Raw genomic sequence first — 16313 nt, forward strand, 5'->3', positions numbered from 1 at the left:
AACGGCTTCGACGGACACCAGCCCTACACCCCCGAAGAAGTCCGCGAAGCCCTCCAGATCGGACCCGACACCCCCATCATCACCACCGACGCCCGCCATCGCGCCGACGCGAAGAGCGCCCTCATCACCCTCGTCGAACACGCCCTCATGGCACGGCTCCGGTAGGTCCGGTCCGAGACGTATGCGGCCCCCGTCCCCCTCACCGGAGGGGGACGGGGGCGCTGTGATTCCGGCCGCGGGTGCCCGAACGCCCCGGCCCCGGACGGATCCGGGGCCGGGGCGCGCTCAGTACGGCGTGGGGCGGTCAGCCCCGCCAGCTGTGCGAGAGCTGGAAGGCCCGCTGCCGCTCGGGACGGCTCCAGGGCGCGGCGGTACGGCCGTGGGCGCTGTCGGCGGTCTGCGGCGCGGCGGCGGCGCGGGCCAGCAGCACCGCGGTGATCGCGGCCAGCTCCTCGGGCTCGCAGTGCCCCTTCTCCACGCGCAGGACGGACGGGTCCGTGGCTCGGACGGACTGGGTGCTCATCGTGTGTGCTCCGTTTTCGCGATGGGGTCCGGTCGGTGGCTGCGCGGCTTGCTGAGGCGGGTCACTGCGGCGGGTTGCCGTGCTTGCGGGACGGCAGATCGGCGTGCTTGGTGCGGAGCATCGCCAGGGACGCGACGAGCACGGCCCGGGTCTCGGCCGGGTCGATGACGTCGTCGACCAGTCCGCGCTCCGCGGCGTAGTAGGGGTGCATCAGCTCGGACTTGTACTCCTTGACCATCCGCACCCGCATGGCCTCGGGGTCCTCGGCGTCCGCGATCTGCCGCCGGAAGATCACATTGGCGGCGCCCTCGGCGCCCATGACCGCGATCTCGTTGGTCGGCCAGGCGTAGGTGAGGTCGGCGCCGATGGACTGGGAGTCCATCACGATGTACGCGCCGCCGTAGGCCTTGCGCAGGATCAGGGAGATCCGGGGCACGGTGGCGTTGCAGTAGGCGTAGAGCAGCTTGGCGCCGTGCCGGATGATCCCGCCGTGCTCCTGGTCGACGCCCGGGAGGAAGCCGGGGACGTCCAGCAGGGTCACGATCGGGATGTTGAAGGCGTCGCACATCTGGACGAAGCGGGCGGCCTTCTCGGAGGCCTCGATGTCCAGGACCCCGGCGAGGGTCTGCGGCTGGTTGGCCACGATGCCGACGACCTGGCCGTCGAGCCGGGCCAGGGCGCAGACGATGTTCCGGGCCCAGCGCTCGTGGACCTCCAGGAAGTCGCCGTCGTCGACGAGTTCTTCGATGACCTTGTGCATGTCGTACGGGCGGTTGCCGTCGGCGGGCACCAGGTCCAGCAGGACGTCGGAGCGGCGGTCGACCGGGTCGGTGGCCGCCACGTGCGGCGGGTTCTCCCGGTTGTTCTGCGGCAGCATCGAGAGGAGGTACCGCACCTCGGCGATGCAGGTCTCCTCGTCGTCGTACGCGAAGTGGGCGACGCCCGAGGTCTCGGCGTGGACATCGGCACCGCCGAGGCCGTTCTGGGTGATCTCCTCGCCCGTCACGGCCTTCACCACGTCGGGACCGGTGATGAACATCTGGGAGGTCTCGCGGACCATGAACACGAAGTCGGTGAGCGCGGGCGAGTAGGCGGCGCCGCCCGCACACGGGCCGAGCATCACGGAGATCTGCGGGATGACACCGCTCGCCCGGGTGTTGCGCTGGAAGATGCCGCCGTATCCGGCGAGCGCCGAAACGCCCTCCTGGATCCGGGCGCCCGCGCCGTCGTTCAGCGATACCAGCGGCGCGCCCGCCGAGATCGCCATGTCCATAATCTTGTGGATCTTGGTGGCGTGGGCCTCGCCCAGCGCACCGCCGAAGATCCGGAAATCGTGGGCGTAGACGAAGACCGTCCGTCCCTCGACCGTTCCCCAGCCGGTGACGACACCGTCGGTGTGCGGCTTCTTGGCCTCCAGGCCGAAGCCGGTGGCCCGGTGCCGGCGGAGCTGCTCGACCTCGTGGAAGGAGCCCTCGTCCAGCAGGAGCGCGATCCGCTCGCGCGCGGTCAGCTTGCCCTTGGCGTGCTGCGCCTCGGTCGCGCGGTCGCTCGGTCCGCGGACCGCCTGCTCCCGCAGGTCGTGCAGCTCGGCCACGCGCCCGCGTGCGTCGGTGGGCTCGCTGGGGGTCTCGTCGACAAGGGTCATGTATCGACCCTAAGGACAGGGCTGCAATTTTTCCGCCGTTCACACCGTACAGTCTCGGGCCGATTCTCCTGTGAATCCCTCACAGAAGCCCCGGGCGCATCACCCCAGTCGCCAGCCGGGGACCACTGCTGTTTGTAGGAATCCCATAATCCGTTCAGCCGAGTGCCACCCGGCAGCCTCGGCTCGTGCCCGCCGTGCCGGGATGGAGTCTCAGCCGAACGGCGGCGCCGGTGGCGAGTACCTCGATGGCGGGGTCCCGGCTCTCCACGGCTCGTACGGGCCGCCGCCAGACGAGTTCCACGGGTGAGCGGGAGCGTTCCGGATCCGCCAGCGACAGCGCGGCTTCGCGGCCCTGCTCCCTGATCAGGACGCTCAGGGGCGCCGATGCGGTCAGCGGGCCAACCGTTCCGGTGGCGAAGAAATTCGCGGCCGTCAGCCCGAGGGAGGGGAGGGTTACCGCCTGGCAGCGCGCGTCGTTGGCGAGGACGGTCAGCCAGTGCGGGTCGGCGGCCCGGGCGGCGGTACGGGCGGGGCTCGCGCCCGGCATCAGGAGATAGAGGTACGAGGCGTCGACCGGATCGGTGCCGTGGTCCAGCCAGAGCGTGCGGTAGCGGCGCGTGACCCGTTCGGTGCTGCCGCCGGTGTTGATATCGGCCCAGGCTCCGCCGCGGTCCTCGTGGCGGCTGTGGAGCCGGCGGGTGCCGCCGGGCAGGACCCAGCCGCCGTGGCCTTCCAGATGGGCCCAGCGGGCGCCGTACCGGAAGCGGGCCCGGCCGGACGCGCCGAGACTGCGGTGGTCGACGACGGTCTCGACCGGGACGCCGTCGGTGCAGGTGATGCCCGCGCCCAGGCAGACGACGGCGTCGTCGGCGCAGAACCAGGACTTCCGGGCCCGGAGGGTGGAGCCCAGTCCCCGCAGATCCTGGCCGACGGCGGCGTACGTGCCGTCGGTGGCACCCCCGGCCCAGCGCGCGGCGGGCCGCGGTTCGCCCCACTCTCCGCCCTCGAAGTCCGCGAGCCGCCGGGTGGAGACGGTGGTGCCGGGCATCCGGTACGGGTCGGCGGTGGGCCAGAACCAGTCCGTGTACTGGTCTCCGAGGCTGTGCTCGGGCCACCAGAGGACCATTCCGGCGCCGGTGTGCCAGCCGCGCGGGTGCTCGCCGTTCCCGCATTCGTAGTACGCGGTGCGTTCCGAGGCCATGGCGATGTTCACGGTCCAGCCGGGGCGGCGGTGCACGGCCCGGTCCATGGCGGCGAAGAGGCTGTGGCCGGTGGCCTGGGGGGCGGTCGGGACGGGGGCGGCGGCGGCCGTGGCGAGCCGCGCCAGATCGGCGGTGCCGTGCCGGGGCGAGGTGAGGAGGGAGCCGGTGGTGTCACGGGCGGCCCAGCCCTTGATCCGGGCGTACCAGCGGTCGCGGTCGGCGGGCGGGGCGCCGCGGGCGAGCAGCGCGATCGCGGCGATCACGGCGTGCCCGTGGTAGTGGTCGCCGCGCAGGATCCGGCGGTCGTCGTCGCGGGCCAGGCCCCGGCTGACCGCCCGGCCGTTGACGCTGTCCATGATCAGCCCGTTGTGGATCAGCGGGCTGAAGGCGCGGTCGACGCTGTCGAGGACGTTGCGGCGGGCGGGGTCGGTGATCTCCCAGGGGGAGCCGTCGAGCAGGGCGAAGAGCCGGGCGAGCCCGTCGAGCAGGACCTGTCCGTAGGTGCCGGTATAGGGGACGCGGGTGTGCTGGACGTACGACCCGTCGGCGTAGAGGCCGTCGCCTTCGGTGACGTACGGGAAGACCGGGGAGAGCGCGGTACGGGCCAGGGCGATCCGGTCGGGGGCGCGGCCGAGGATCCCGCGCAGGGCGGTGGAGCGGCAGAGGTCGACGCGGTTGGCGCCGGTGGAGATGCCGGAGTAGTCGGTGAGGAGGCTGTCGGGGACGAAGTGGTCGACGGCGGCGCAGGCGGTGGCGACCGTGTCGGCGGCGAGGTGGTCGTGGAGGACGGCGACGAGGTCCATCAGGAGGCGGGGGCTGCCGATGCGCCACTCCCACCAGTTGCCGCGGGGCTCGGTGCCGGGGTGGTAGGCGAGGGCGGTGAGCCGGCCGAGGCCGTGGACGGTGTCCGCGAGGAGCCCGGGCCCGTCGCCGGTTCCGTACGTGTACGCCTGGGCCATGGTCCAGAGGCGGGCGAAGCTGCGGGTGATGTGGGCGGGCGGCGCGGGCGGGAGCAAGGGCAGGTCGGGCCAGAGGGAGCCGGGGCCGGGGGCCAGGGCGGCGCGGTGGGCGGCGGCGAGGCGGGTGGTCTCCGCGATCCGGGAGGCGTACGGCTCGGCGGCGGGGTCGTAGCCGCTGCCGAGGCCGATCTCCAGCCAGCGGTGCCGGAGGAGTTCGTACGGATCCGGGGGCGGCGGGCCCGCGGCGGCGAGGGCCCCGGCGGCCCCGGCCAGTCCGGCGGCGGTGACGAAGGCCCGGCGGGACAAGGGCGGGGGCGGCTGGGGCACGGGGACCTCCGGGGGCGTAGAGGGGGCGCACCCATCGTCGGCAGGGTGTCGCCGGGACGACAACGGGTCCGGCGCCGATACTGAAAGCGCTTGCACCCCGCCCGGACGCCGTCACAGCGGGCCATCCGGGTGAATTCCATGGAAGATGTTGAAGCTTCAACGGAATTTCGCTACAGTCGTTCTCGTTGAAGCTTAAACAACCTCTTCACCACCCCCCTCTCAGGAGTTCGTCATGGGCCTCTTCAACCGCAAGTCCGACACCGCCGAGTCCGCCGCCCCCGTCGACCCCGCGCTGGCGGCCGTGTCCGGTGAGTACGTGATCGACCCGGCGCACAGCCAGATCGGTTTCCAGGTCCGGCACGCGATGGTCACCAACGTCCGCGGCGGCTTCGACGACTACGAGGGCACGCTCGTCCTGAACGGCGCCGACCCGGCCGACTCCAGCGCCAGCATCGACGTCCGGATCACCAGCATCGACACGGGCATCGCGGACCGCGACAACCACCTGCGCAGCGCCGACTTCTTCGACGCCGAGCAGTTCCCGCTGATGACCTTCCGCTCCACCCGCGCGGAGGCGGCCGGCGGCGACGACTACCGGATCTTCGGGGACCTCACCATCAAGGACGTGACCCGTCCGCTCACCATCGACCTGGAGTTCAACGGCGCCGCGACCGACGTCTACGGCAACCACCGGGTGGGCTTCGAGGGCTCCGCGACCATCCTGCGCTCCGAGTGGGGTCTGACCTGGAACGCCGCTCTGGAGACCGGTGGCGTCATGGTCAGCGACAAGGTCAAGCTCAACCTCGACATCTCCGCCATCAAGAAGGCCTGACGGCCCGCCCGTCCAGCACCGACAGAAGCGCGTCCTTACCCCGGCGGGGTGGGCGCGCTCTGTCGTGTCCGGGACCCGTACCGCACCCGTACAGTTTTTTTGTACGCGGAGTTTCCGGTCGATCGCGTGCCGTAGTGGGAAATGAAGCAACCATGCAAAACGCGAAACGCCCCAAGCGGGGCACCTCATGGCACGTCCTCGGAGCACAACTGGCCACCCTGCGGAAGGCCGCGGGGTACACCCAGGCCCAGTTGGCCGAGGTACTCGAACTCGACGTCGAAACCATCGCCTCCATCGAACAGGGGCGCAGGGCGCTGAAACTGGACCTCGCGGAGCGGCTGGACGAACTCCTCCATACGAAGGGGGCTCTGGCGTCCGGGGTGAAGAACGTTCCACCGCGGGAGCGCTTCCCGCTCTTCGCGCAGGACTTCGTGGACTACGAACAGGAGGCCCTGACGCTGCTCTCGTATCAGAACCAGGTCGTCCCTGGGCTGCTCCAGACCACCGACTACATGCGGGCGGTCTTCTCCAATCTCTATCCCCCGCTGGACGAAGACGAGTTGGAGGAGTGGGTCCAGGCCAGGCTGGAGCGACAGGAAGTGCTCCAGCGGAAACCCCGGCCGATGTGCAACTTCCTATTGGAGGAGTCCATCCTCTACCGCCCAGTCGGTGGTGAGCAGGTGCTCCGCGAGCAGAACCAGCATCTGCGACAGGTCGCCGAACTCCCCTTTCTGGGGCTCCAGATCATGCCGACCCGGGCCAAGCGCCATGCCGGTCTCGATGGCCCCATGGTTCTCCTGGAAACTCCGGATCACGACCAACTCGCCTATGTGGAAGGGCAGCAGGTGAGCTTCCTGGCCGATGATCCGGATGACGCCAGTGTGCTCCTGGCCAAGTATGGGATGCTGCGTTCACAGGCCCTCTCCCCCGGGGAGAGCATGGACTTGCTGGACGCGTTGCTAGGAGAGACATGATCTGGTTCAAGTCGAGCTACAGCGGCGACGAGGGCGGCGACTGCGTCGAGATCGCCTATGAGTGGCGGAAGTCGAGCTACAGCGGCAGCCAGGGCGGCGACTGCGTCGAGATCGCGGCCCACCACGCCGCCGTCCATATCCGGGACTCCAAGGTCCAGGACGGGCCGATGCTGACCGTCGCCCCCGCCGCCTGGAAGGCGTTCCTCAGCGCCCGCTGACGCCCTCCCCCGTGCTGCCGAGCGCCGTCCGGACCTGGCCGACATGGCTCCGGGCGGCGCTCGCCGTATACGCCTCCACCGTCGCGCCCGCCGCGAGCCGCCCGGACAGCTCCCAGGCCAGCAGCCGGTGCAGCCCGTCGAGATGGATGAGCCCCTCCCGTACCGCCAGCCGCTCGTAGTCCGGCCCCGGCACCGCGCGGGCCGACAGATAGACCGGCGTCATCGGAGCCTCCGCGTGGTGCGCCAGCCGGGCCGCGCAGTCCGGATTGCCCCGCCCGTACGACTGCCCCAGCGCCCGGAGCCGGGCCACGGCCGCCGCGACCGTCGTCCCCTCCGGGGCGATCAGCTCGGTCTCGCCGTACTCCCCCGTATGCCACGGCAGCACCACGTCCAGCACCTCGACCCGGTCGAGCCGCACATGGTGCCAGTGGCCCAATTCGAGCTGGGCGTGGCAGAGGTTCTCCTCGGCCTCGTCGTTGGTGTTGCCCGCCTCATCCGGAACGTACGGATGGTTCCGGGTGAAGGTGGCCAGGACGTGCTCGAAGGGGACGCTGGCGAGGACTCGCATACAGGGACGCCTTTGCTCATGCCGGGGCCGCGGCCCGTTCCGGAACCCCGGAACGATCACGGTGGGACAGCCGGGGAGCGTATCCCCGTGGCCCACCCACGCACTCCCGCCCGCCCGTACTTTGGCCGACTTTCATCGGTGTCCGGGCGGTCGGTCGGGGCCGGGTCACTCCGCCGGTTCGACGCCCGCGCGCAGCAGCCCGTAGGTGTACGCGTCCTCCAGCGCCTGCCAGGAGGCGGCGATCACGTTCTCCGCGACGCCGACCGTGGCCCACTCGCCCTTGCCGTCACCGGTCGTGATCAGGACCCGGGTGGTGGACTCGGTGCCGTGCCGGCCTTCCAGGATGCGGACCTTGTAGTCCACCAGCTCCAGCTTTGCGAGCTGGGGGTAGATGCGCTCCAGGCCGACCCGCATGGCCCGGTCGAGGGCGTTCACCGGGCCGTTGCCCTCGGCCGTGGCGACGATCCGCTCGCCCTTCGCCCAGAGCTTCACCGTGGCCTCGTTGGCGTGGCTGCCGTCGGGGCGGTCCTCCGCGATGGCGCGCCACGACTCGGTACGGAAGTAGCGCGGGGGCCGCCCGTCGGCCTCGGCTCGCAGCAGCAGTTCGAAGGAGGCGTCCGCGGCTTCGTAGGTGTAGCCCTGGGCCTCCCGCTCCTTGACCCGCTCGACGACCCGGCCGACCAGTTCCCGGTCGCCGCCGAGGTCGATGCCCAGCTCCTTGCCCTTCAGCTCGATGGAGGCGCGGCCCGCCATATCGGAGACCAGCATCCGCATGGTGTTGCCGACCAGCTCGGGGTCGATGTGCTGGTAGAGGTCGGGGTCGACCTTGATGGCGGAGGCGTGCAGTCCGGCCTTGTGGGCGAAGGCGGAGACGCCGACATAGGGCTGGTGGGTGGAGGGGGTGAGGTTGACGACCTCCGCGATGGCGTGGGAGATCCGGGTCATCTCGGCCAGCGCGCCGTCGGGCAGCACCTTCTTGCCGTACTTCAGCTCCAGCGCGGCGACGACCGGGAAGAGGTTGGCGTTGCCGACGCGCTCGCCGTAGCCGTTGGCCGTGCACTGGACATGGGTGGCGCCCGCGTCGACGGCGGCGAGGGTGTTGGCGACGGCGCAGCCCGTATCGTCCTGCGCGTGGATGCCGAGCCGGGCACCCGTGTCCGCGACGACCGTGGCGACCACGGCCTGGATCTGGGCGGGCAGCATGCCGCCGTTGGTGTCGCAGAGCACGACGACATCGGCGCCGGCTTCGGCGGCGGCGCGGACGACAGCCTTGGCGTAGGCGGGGTTGGCGCGGTAGCCGTCGAAGAAATGCTCGCAGTCGACGAAGACCCGGCGGCCCTGCTCCCGCAGATGGGAGACGGTGTCCCGGATCATCGCCAGGTTCTCGTCGAGGGTGGTGCGGAGCGCCAGTTCGACATGGCGGTCGTGGGCCTTGGCGACCAGGGTGATCACGGGCGCGCCGGAGGTGAGGAGCGCCTGCACCTGGGGGTCGTCGGCGGCGGTCGCCCCGGCCCTGCGGGTGGCGCCGAAGGCCACGAGCTGCGCGTTCTTGAAGTCGATCTCCTGGCGGGCGCGGGCGAAGAACTCCGTGTCCCGCGGGTTGGCCCCCGGCCAGCCGCCCTCGATGAACCCCACGCCGAATTCGTCCAGGTGCCGGGCGATGGTCAGCTTGTCCGCGACCGTGAGGTTGATGCCCTCGCGCTGCGCGCCGTCACGGAGTGTGGTGTCGAAGACGTGGAAGCTGTCGTCCGTCGTCGGCTTCGTCGTCATGCTGGTTCTGCTCCTGTCGAATGAGTGGCTCCCGGAACTTCTGGCTCCACTTGTCCCTATCCTCTCGCGCTGTCCGTTTCCGGCGGGGAGTGGGGCCGGTAACGGAGTGGAGAACAAAAAAACCCCTCGCGGATGCGAGAGGTCTGCGCGCGGGTCTGGGGACACGGTGGCGGCGTCGTACGGGATACGTACGGGGCCGTCACTGCGGACCGGCGCGCCTGCTGCCGATAATCATGGCGAGAGTAGGCACGGTCGCATCCTGCCACAGGGGTCCGGCGGGCCGCCCCGCTGTCTCACGATGCGGGACCGGGCGCCGGGGCCTTGGCGGGTTCCGGGGCCGGGGCTGCGGTGTGTCCCTTGCCCACCGTGGCGAGGTCGATGTCGCGGGTTTCCCGCATGGTGAGATAGACGACGAGGGAGACCGCCGCGCAGCCCGCGACGTACCAGTAGTAGCCGGACTCGGCGCCGGAGCGTTTGAACCAGAGCGCCACATATTCGGCGGTGCCGCCGAAGAGGGCGTTGGCGACGGCGTACGGCAGGGCCACGCCCAGCGCCCGGACTCCGGTCGGGAACAGCTCCGCCTTCACACAGGCGTTGATGGACGTATAGCCGGTGATCACCACCAGGGCGAGCAGGGAGAGCCCGAAAGCGGGCCAGAAGGAGCCCGCCTGCTTCAGCAGGGTCATGATCGGGACGGTCAGGAAGGTGGACCCCAGGGCGAAGGTGATCAGCAGCGGGCGGCGGCCGATCCGGTCGGAGAGAGCGCCCGCGAGCGGCTGGAGACAGGCGAAGACGATCAGCGCGCAGAAGGAGACCAGGGTGGCGGTCTGCTTGGGGAGCCCCGCGGAATTGGAGAGGTACTTCGTCAGGTAGGTGGTGTACGTGTAGTAGGCGACGGTGCCGCCCATGGTCAGCGCGACGACGAGGAACGCCTCCCGTTTGTGGGCCAGCAGCGCCCGGATCGTGCCGTTCTCCGCGGCGGCTGCCTGTGGGCCGTCCGGGCCGTCCAGTTGCTCGTACACCTCCGTCTCCAGCATCTCGCGCCGCAGATAGAAGACGACGGCCGCGCCCAGCGCCCCGATGACGAACGGGATGCGCCAGCCCCAGCTGTGCAGCGCGTCGTCGGACATCGTGCTCTGGAGGGTGAGCAGGATGCCGAGGCCCAGGATCTGGCCCGCGGTCATGGAGACGTACTGGAAACTGGAGGCCAGACCACGGCGGCCGGGCGCGGACGCCTCGGTCAGATAGGTGGCGCTGGCCGCGTACTCGCCGCCGACCGAGAGCCCCTGGAGCAGCCGGGCGACCAGCAGCACGGCGGCGCCGCCGTATCCGGCGACGGCGTAGGTAGGGGCGACGGCGATCAGCACGGCGGAGGCGGACATCAGGGTGACCGTGAGGGTCAGGGCCGTCTTCCGTCCCCTGCGGTCCGCGACCCGGCCGAGCAGCCAGCCGCCGACCGGCCGCATGAAGAAGCCGACGGCGAAGATACCGGCGGTGTTCATGAGCTTGGCGGTGTCATTGCCCTCGGGGAAGAACGCGCCCGCGAAGTAGGTGGCGAAGCCGGCGTAGACGAACCAGTCGAACCATTCGACGAGGTTCCCGGCGGAGCCGACCCAGATCTTCTTCCAGTGGCCTTGTCCCATGGGCGGAACGGTGCCGGAGGGCCCGGCGGCCGAGAAGGGTTGCGGCGGCAACGATCACGCCTACTTGTGTGCGTTGCGTTCCCCTGCTGGTGAGAGCGCCGTTCTCATGAGCCTTGGGTACGGCTGTCCCGCCGTTGGGGTTGTTCGCGCAGTTCCTCGCGCCCCTGGGTCTCTCCCTCGCGCCCCCGCTCGCCACGGGTTGGCAGCAGGAGCGAATCCGCAAGGAATTCACTGACGTGGGCAAGGGCCTGGTGGCGGCTGGTGCCCGGGAGGGCGACCGCGACATGGACGCTCAGGCCGTCGAGGAGGGCCCGCAGGCGGACCGCGAAACGGTCGGGGTCGACCCGGCGGAACTCGCCGTGCGAAATGCCCTCGGCGAGCAGGGCGACCAGATCCCGGTGCCAGGCGCCTTCGATCGCGGACTGCCGGGCCCGCGCGGACTCCGCCGCTCCGGCCGAGCGGTTCCACACCTCCAGCCAGAGGGTCCAGTGCGGATCGCGCGGCCCGTCGGGGACGTACAGCTCCACATAGCCGGTCAGCCTCTCGGCGGCCGGTGCCTGCCGGGCGAGCAGCGCGGCCCGTTCGGCGCCGAGCCGCCCTTCGCTCCACTCCAGCGTCCGCAGCAGGAGTTCGTCCTTGGTGCCGAAGTAGTAGAGGAGATGGCCGCTGCTCATGCCGACGTCCCGGCCCAGACCGGCCATGGTGAGCGCATCGAGGCCGTGTTCCGCGATGGTGGCCATGGCCGCGGCGAGGACGGACTCGCGCGGCGGGGCGATATTGCGCCTCCGGACGGGCGGGGTCACCGGCCGGACCTCGCGACCGGCGCGACCGGCCCGGTCGGCCTCGTACCGCTGTCCGACGATCCCGTGTCACGCGCCCGCAGTGGCGCCCCCGGCAAGTGATTCACCTGTACGTTCTACCGGATTCCCGGGGCCCGTCCGGCACTCGTGCCCCGGCGGGTGACCTCGCCGGTGCCGGCCGGGACCACGGATTCGGACGGGGAGAACGCCAGGCTCTCGTAGAGGTCCTGGACGCACGAGTCGTGCAGATACTCCTCCAGGCCGGCCCGCACGCCCATCACATCGCCGCCCGCCTCGATGTGCTCCAGCGCCCGGCAGGCGTAGCCGCAGGACTCGTACGCCTGGCCGTCCGCGGCTTCGACGGCGGCGAGGCCCGCGTAGATCAGCGACCGCTGGCCGTGGTCGTCGGGGCGTACCGTCGCCATCGCGTACAGCAGGGTACGTCTGGCCTGCGCCACCAGACCGGCGGCGAGCTGGATCCGGCCCTTGAGGATGCCGATCCGGGCCGTCGTACACCAGTCGAGCCACGGCGGGAACGGCCGGTCCTCCGACCGGACCCGGGCCCCTTCGACCCGGGAAATCAGCCGGATGGCCTTCTCGTGCTCCCCGTCCCGGTTGGCGCGCTCGGCCTCGACGGCCTCCAGCCAGTCGAGCAGCCCGGCGGCGCCGGTACCGGCGTGCGCGAGCAGGGACCGGGCGGCGGTGAAGGATTCGGCCGCCGCCTCCGCCCGCCCGTCGGCGGGCACCAGCGCCAGCAGGCCGAGGGCGGCGGCCGCCAGCAGTGGTTCACCGGCGGCGACGGCCGTCGTACGGGCCTCCTGGAGGGCGGGGCGGGCGGCCTCCGGGTCATGGCGGCCCAGGAGTTCGAGCCGTCCCACGAGCAGCAGGCTTTCGGCGACGGCCGCCGCCACCCCGGCACCGTCCGCATCCGCCGCGGGGAGAGCGTCCGCACCGGCGGCGGCTCCGGCCGGCAGGGTCCGGCCCGCCGCGATATGCCCGGTGACGGTCGCGATCAGCTCCGCGGGCTCGGTGGTCCAGTACAGCTGCCGGTGGGCCCGGGTGTCCGCCTCGAACTCGGCGCGGTCCGTGCTGCCGGGGGCGATCGCCCCGGAGCCGTCTGCGGTTGGGGACATGCTCACTCACCTCCAGTGGAGGAACGGCCCCCTCCGTACCCCGGGGGCCGTCCACCGCCTCATTCTCCCCTGGTGTCCCCGCCCACCGCGGGCTGTTGCTGGGTAATGCAGTGGATCCCGCCACCCCCGGCGAAGATCGTCCGGGCGTCGACCAGGACGACCTCGCGGTCGGGGTAGAGCCGCCGGAAGACGGCCGCCGCCTCCTCGTCGCGCGGATCGTCGAAGGCGCAGAGCACCACACCGCCGTTGCAGACGTAGTGGTTGATGTACGAGTAGTCGGCCCAGTGGCCGTCCTCACCGCGGACGGCGGTGGGCGCCGGCACCTCGACGACCTCGAACGGCCGCCCCTTCGCATCGGTCTGCGTACGGAGGAACTCCACGTTCCGGGCGCAGGGGCCGTGGTCGGGGTGGGCCGGGTCGGGCTGGGTGTGGGCGACGATCACCCCGGGGCCCGCGAAGGCGGCGACGATGTCGATATGGCCGAGGGTGCCGTAGCCGTGCGGCGGATAGTCGGCGGCCAGGCCCCGCGGCAGCCAGATCGCCTTGCTGGTGCCGAGCCGGGCGTGGATCTCGGCCTCGACCCGTCCCCTGGTCCAGCCGGGATTGCGCTCCGGGCCGAGCTGGACCGTCTCGGTCAGCAGGACCGTGCCCTCTCCGTCGACATGGATACCGCCGCCCTCGTTGACCAGCGGGGAACCGTGGACGGGGACGTCCGCCAGACCGGCCACGGCACGGGCGATCTCCGCATCGTGCTCCCAGCGGGCCCACTCCTGGGCGCCCCAGCCGTTGAACACCCAGTCCACGGCGGCGAGCCGGGTCCCGTCGCTGACGAACGTCGGCCCGATGTCCCGCATCCAGGCGTCGTCGAGTTCCCGTTCGACGAGATCGACGTCCGGGCCGAGCAGGGCCCGGGCCCCGGCGCTCTGCCCGGGGCCGACCACCATCGTGACCGGTTCGAAGCGGCGGACGGCGCGGGCGACGGCGGCCCAGGCGCGCCGGGAGCCGTCGAGTTCGCCGCCGTCGGAGAAGGTGGGGTTGGGGCCGGGCCAGGCCATCCAGGTGCGTTCATGGGGCGCCCATTCGGGCGGCATACGGAACATCGGGATACTCCAGTGGTGCTGGGCGTGGCGCTGCGGGGTGCTGAGGACGTGCTGCGGGTGCTGAGGACGTGCTGCGGGGGGGGCTGCGGGGGAATCAGAGGAAGTAGAGGCGGTTGAGAGAGACCGATTCGGCGGCTTCGGAGCGGATCGGATCGCCGTCGAGGGTGACCAGACCACTGCGGGAGTCCACGGCGACATCGCCGATCCTGGAATTGAGCAGCAGATCGGCCGGGCCGATCCCGCGGGTGCCGCGGACCGCGACCCGGCGGCGCCGGGTCGGCAGCAGATCGTTGCCCGCCGCGACGGCGGCCCCGGCGACGAAGGCGACCGACAGGTCGGCCGGGGTCGCTCCGTACGCCCCGAACTGCGGTCCGAGCACCAGCGGTTCGCAGGTGTCGGTGGCCGCGTTCGGATCGCCGGTGACACCGTAGGCGGGGAAACCCGACTTCAGGACCAGTTGCGGCTTCGCACCGAAGTAGCGCGGCTGCCAGAGGACGATATCCGCCATCTTGCCGGTCTCGATGGAGCCGATCTCGTGGGAGAGCCCGTGCGCGATGGCCGGGTTGATCGTCAGCTTCGCCATATAGCGCAGTACGCGGGCGTTGTCGTCGTGCGGGCCGTCGCCCGCGAGCGGGCCCAGCTCGGCCTTCATCTTGCCCGCCATGGCGAACGTACGGCGCACGGTCTCCCCGGCGCGGCCCATGCCCTGGGCGTCGGACGAGGTGATGCCGATGGCGCCGAGATCGTGCAGGACGTCCTCCGCGCCCATGGTCCCGGCCCGGATCCGGTCCCGGGCCATGGCGGCGTCACCGGGCAGGTCCGTCTTCAGATCGTGGACGGAGACGATCATTCCGTAGTGTTCCGCGACCGCGTCCCGGCCGAAGGGGAGCGTCGGATTGGTGGAGGAGCCGATCACGTTCGGTACGCCCGCCATCTTGAGGACATTGGGGACGTGCCCGCCGCCGCAGCCCTCGATATGGAAGGCGTGGATCGTCCGGCCCTCCAGCACCCGCAGGGTGTCCTCCACCGACAGGCACTCGTTCAGCCCGTCGCTGTGCAGGGCGACCTGGACATCGTGCTCATCGGCCACCCGCAGGGCGGTGTCCAGCGCGCGGGTGTGGGCGCCCATGTCCTCGTGGACCTTGAAACCGCAGGCCCCGCCCTCGGCCAGCGCCTCCACCAGCGGCGCCGCGTGCGACGAGGAACCGCGGCCGAGGAAGCCGATGTTCACCGGCCAGGCGTCGAAGGCGCCGAAGGCGTGCTTCAGCGCCCAGGGCGAGTTGACGCCGACGCCCCAGACCGGGCCGAACTCCTGGCCGATGATCGTGGTGACACCGGAGGCCAGGGAAGCCTCCATGATCCGCGGGGAGAGCAGATGGACATGGGTGTCCACGGCACCGGCGGTGGCGATCAGCCCCTCCCCGGAGACGATCGTGGTGCCGGTGCCGGTGACCACGTCGACCCCGTCGAGGGTGTCCGGATTGCCCGCCCGGCCGATTCCGGTGATCCGGCCCTCGCGGATCCCGATCGACACCTTCCGGATGCCCTGGACCGCGTCGATGACCAGGACGTTGCTGATGACGACGTCACAGGTCTCGCGGACGGCCGCCGCCTTGAGGTGCAGTCCGTCGCGGGCGGTCTTGCCGAAGCCCGCGAGGAACTCGTCCCCGGGGTGCTGGGAGTCGGATTCGACCCGGACCACCAGCCCGGTGTCGCCGAGCACCACCCGGTCGCCGGCGCGCGGGCCGTGGACCGAGGCGTATTCGTACGGGTCGATCCCACCACCCGGACGGGGAACCGCGCTCATCGGTCCGCCCCCAGATAGCCGCAGGCCGCCGCCCTGCGCAGGGCTTCGTCCTTCGCGCCGGGCGCGTCCAGCGGCCCGTCGACCAGGCCCGCGAAGCCGATGGCGATCCGGGCGCCGCCGATGGGGACCAGACCGATCTCGCTGCTGCCGCCGGGGTCGAAGCGGACGGACGAACCGGCCGGTACGCACAGCCGCATGCCGTACGCCGCCGAACGGTCGAAGTCGAGGCGCGGATTGGCCTCGAAGAAGTGGAAGTGCGAGGTGACGCTGATCGGCACCTCGGCGGTGTTGCGGACGGTCAGCACCGTGTCCGGCTCCGGCGCGGGATCCGCCGGGCCGGGCAGGATCGCGCCGGGCGCGGCGGGACCCGCGGTGCCGCCGATCGGGTCGGAGACCACGGCGAGCCGGGAACCGTCGTCGAAGACCGCCTCCACATGGACCTCGGTCACCACATCGGCCACTCCGGGCAGTACATCGTCCGGACCGAGCACGGACCGGGCCGCATCGACGGCCTCGGCGAGCCGGCGGCCGTCCCTGGCCGCCTCGCACACCGTGTCCGCGATCAGCGCGGTCGCCTCGGGCACATTCAGCTTCAGACCGCGCGCCCGGCGCGCCCGGGCCAGCTCGGCCGCGCTGAAGAGCAGCAGCCGGTCCCGTTCCGTTGGGGTGAGTCGCATCCCGCCGTACCTCCTTTTGAGCGCCACTCTAAACAGTGGACGCCGGGATGAGAAGGATCGGCGGGAGTGTTTTCGAGCACCGCTCTAAGCCGCGGTGGGCGCGCCGGGGCCGGATACGGCACTGCCCCCGTTCCC

14 protein-coding genes and 1 pseudogene are annotated in these 16313 nt (G+C 71.3%); 4 read left to right on the top strand and 11 right to left on the bottom strand.

What is annotated here, in order from left to right:
• Positions 1–165 (top strand): annotated as a pseudogene (locus tag ACIQ9E_RS03550) (ATP-binding protein); the annotation flags it as partial.
• Between the two features lie 139 nt (positions 166–304).
• Here ACIQ9E_RS03550 and ACIQ9E_RS03555 read toward each other — a convergent pair.
• The 3 genes from ACIQ9E_RS03555 to ACIQ9E_RS03565 all read right to left on the bottom strand — a co-directional run bounded on the left by ACIQ9E_RS03555 (position 305) and on the right by ACIQ9E_RS03565 (position 4656).
• Positions 305–523 carry an acyl-CoA carboxylase subunit epsilon gene (locus tag ACIQ9E_RS03555; RefSeq protein WP_403701376.1) on the bottom strand — a complete coding sequence of 73 codons (219 nt, stop codon included), beginning with the start codon at positions 521–523 and terminating at the stop codon, positions 305–307.
• Between the two features lie 61 nt (positions 524–584).
• Positions 585–2168: an acyl-CoA carboxylase subunit beta gene (locus ACIQ9E_RS03560; RefSeq protein ID WP_403701378.1), complete on the bottom strand. Its 1584-nt coding sequence runs from the start codon at positions 2166–2168 to the stop codon at positions 585–587.
• 154 nt (positions 2169–2322) lie between these two features.
• Complete coding sequence (locus ACIQ9E_RS03565) at positions 2323–4656, bottom strand: polysaccharide lyase 8 family protein (protein WP_403701381.1); 2334 nt, start codon at positions 4654–4656, stop codon at positions 2323–2325.
• 232 nt (positions 4657–4888) lie between these two features.
• Between ACIQ9E_RS03565 and ACIQ9E_RS03570 the strand changes: the two genes are divergently transcribed.
• The 3 genes from ACIQ9E_RS03570 to ACIQ9E_RS03580 all read left to right on the top strand — a co-directional run bounded on the left by ACIQ9E_RS03570 (position 4889) and on the right by ACIQ9E_RS03580 (position 6680).
• Entirely contained in the window at positions 4889–5488 is a 600-nt protein-coding gene (locus ACIQ9E_RS03570) for a YceI family protein (RefSeq protein ID WP_403701384.1), read from the top strand.
• 152 nt (positions 5489–5640) lie between these two features.
• Complete coding sequence (locus tag ACIQ9E_RS03575; RefSeq protein ID WP_403701387.1) at positions 5641–6462, top strand: Scr1 family TA system antitoxin-like transcriptional regulator; 822 nt, start codon at positions 5641–5643, stop codon at positions 6460–6462.
• The gene (locus tag ACIQ9E_RS03580; RefSeq protein ID WP_403701390.1) at positions 6459–6680 is read left to right on the top strand and encodes a DUF397 domain-containing protein; all 222 of its coding nucleotides are present in this window, start codon (positions 6459–6461) and stop codon (positions 6678–6680) included. Before ACIQ9E_RS03575 ends, ACIQ9E_RS03580 begins: the two co-directional genes overlap by 4 nt.
• Here ACIQ9E_RS03580 and ACIQ9E_RS03585 read toward each other — a convergent pair.
• From ACIQ9E_RS03585 to ureA, 8 genes are all read right to left on the bottom strand, one after another.
• A complete protein-coding gene (locus tag ACIQ9E_RS03585; RefSeq protein ID WP_403701393.1) occupies positions 6667–7248 on the bottom strand; it encodes a DUF6309 family protein in 582 nt (193 codons plus the stop codon). The genes ACIQ9E_RS03580 and ACIQ9E_RS03585 overlap by 14 nt on opposite strands.
• 165 nt (positions 7249–7413) lie before the next feature.
• Complete coding sequence (cimA, locus tag ACIQ9E_RS03590) at positions 7414–9018, bottom strand: citramalate synthase (protein WP_366255308.1); 1605 nt, start codon at positions 9016–9018, stop codon at positions 7414–7416.
• Between the two features lie 293 nt (positions 9019–9311).
• Complete coding sequence (locus ACIQ9E_RS03595) at positions 9312–10661, bottom strand: MFS transporter (RefSeq protein WP_403701397.1); 1350 nt, start codon at positions 10659–10661, stop codon at positions 9312–9314.
• Positions 10662–10765: 104 nt separating this feature from the next.
• Complete coding sequence (locus ACIQ9E_RS03600) at positions 10766–11464, bottom strand: TetR/AcrR family transcriptional regulator (RefSeq protein ID WP_403701400.1); 699 nt, start codon at positions 11462–11464, stop codon at positions 10766–10768.
• Positions 11465–11577: 113 nt separating this feature from the next.
• Positions 11578–12594 carry a hypothetical protein gene (locus tag ACIQ9E_RS03605; RefSeq protein WP_403701402.1) on the bottom strand — a complete coding sequence of 339 codons (1017 nt, stop codon included), beginning with the start codon at positions 12592–12594 and terminating at the stop codon, positions 11578–11580.
• A gap of 59 nt (positions 12595–12653) precedes the next feature.
• Positions 12654–13694 (bottom strand): agmatine/peptidylarginine deiminase, encoded by a 1041-nt coding sequence (locus ACIQ9E_RS03610; protein ID WP_403701405.1) that lies wholly within the window; start codon positions 13692–13694, stop codon positions 12654–12656.
• Positions 13695–13788: 94 nt separating this feature from the next.
• Positions 13789–15501 carry an urease subunit alpha gene (locus tag ACIQ9E_RS03615; RefSeq protein WP_403701408.1) on the bottom strand — a complete coding sequence of 571 codons (1713 nt, stop codon included), beginning with the start codon at positions 15499–15501 and terminating at the stop codon, positions 13789–13791.
• Positions 15498–16178, bottom strand: coding sequence for an urease subunit gamma (gene ureA, locus ACIQ9E_RS03620; protein ID WP_403701411.1), 681 nt, complete (start codon positions 16176–16178; stop codon positions 15498–15500). The genes ACIQ9E_RS03615 and ureA overlap by 4 nt, the downstream gene beginning before the upstream one ends.
• Positions 16179–16313: the final 135 nt, after the last annotated feature.

The organism is Streptomyces sp. NPDC094448 (assembly GCF_044763775.1).
Classification (GTDB): domain Bacteria; phylum Actinomycetota; class Actinomycetes; order Streptomycetales; family Streptomycetaceae; genus Streptomyces.

Coding starts and splice junctions, on each gene's coding strand:
- ACIQ9E_RS03555 (WP_403701376.1), bottom strand. CDS start 523: ATGAGCACCCAGTCCGTCCGAGCCACGGACCCGTCCGTCCTGCGCGTG.
- ACIQ9E_RS03560 (WP_403701378.1), bottom strand. CDS start 2,168: ATGACCCTTGTCGACGAGACCCCCAGCGAGCCCACCGACGCACGCGGG.
- ACIQ9E_RS03570 (WP_403701384.1), top strand. CDS start 4,889: ATGGGCCTCTTCAACCGCAAGTCCGACACCGCCGAGTCCGCCGCCCCC.
- ACIQ9E_RS03575 (WP_403701387.1), top strand. CDS start 5,641: ATGCAAAACGCGAAACGCCCCAAGCGGGGCACCTCATGGCACGTCCTC.
- ACIQ9E_RS03580 (WP_403701390.1), top strand. CDS start 6,459: ATGATCTGGTTCAAGTCGAGCTACAGCGGCGACGAGGGCGGCGACTGC.
- ACIQ9E_RS03585 (WP_403701393.1), bottom strand. CDS start 7,248: ATGCGAGTCCTCGCCAGCGTCCCCTTCGAGCACGTCCTGGCCACCTTC.
- cimA (WP_366255308.1), bottom strand. CDS start 9,018: ATGACGACGAAGCCGACGACGGACGACAGCTTCCACGTCTTCGACACC.
- ACIQ9E_RS03595 (WP_403701397.1), bottom strand. CDS start 10,661: ATGGGACAAGGCCACTGGAAGAAGATCTGGGTCGGCTCCGCCGGGAAC.
- ACIQ9E_RS03605 (WP_403701402.1), bottom strand. CDS start 12,594: ATGTCCCCAACCGCAGACGGCTCCGGGGCGATCGCCCCCGGCAGCACG.
- ACIQ9E_RS03610 (WP_403701405.1), bottom strand. CDS start 13,694: ATGTTCCGTATGCCGCCCGAATGGGCGCCCCATGAACGCACCTGGATG.
- ACIQ9E_RS03615 (WP_403701408.1), bottom strand. CDS start 15,501: ATGAGCGCGGTTCCCCGTCCGGGTGGTGGGATCGACCCGTACGAATAC.
- ureA (WP_403701411.1), bottom strand. CDS start 16,178: ATGCGACTCACCCCAACGGAACGGGACCGGCTGCTGCTCTTCAGCGCG.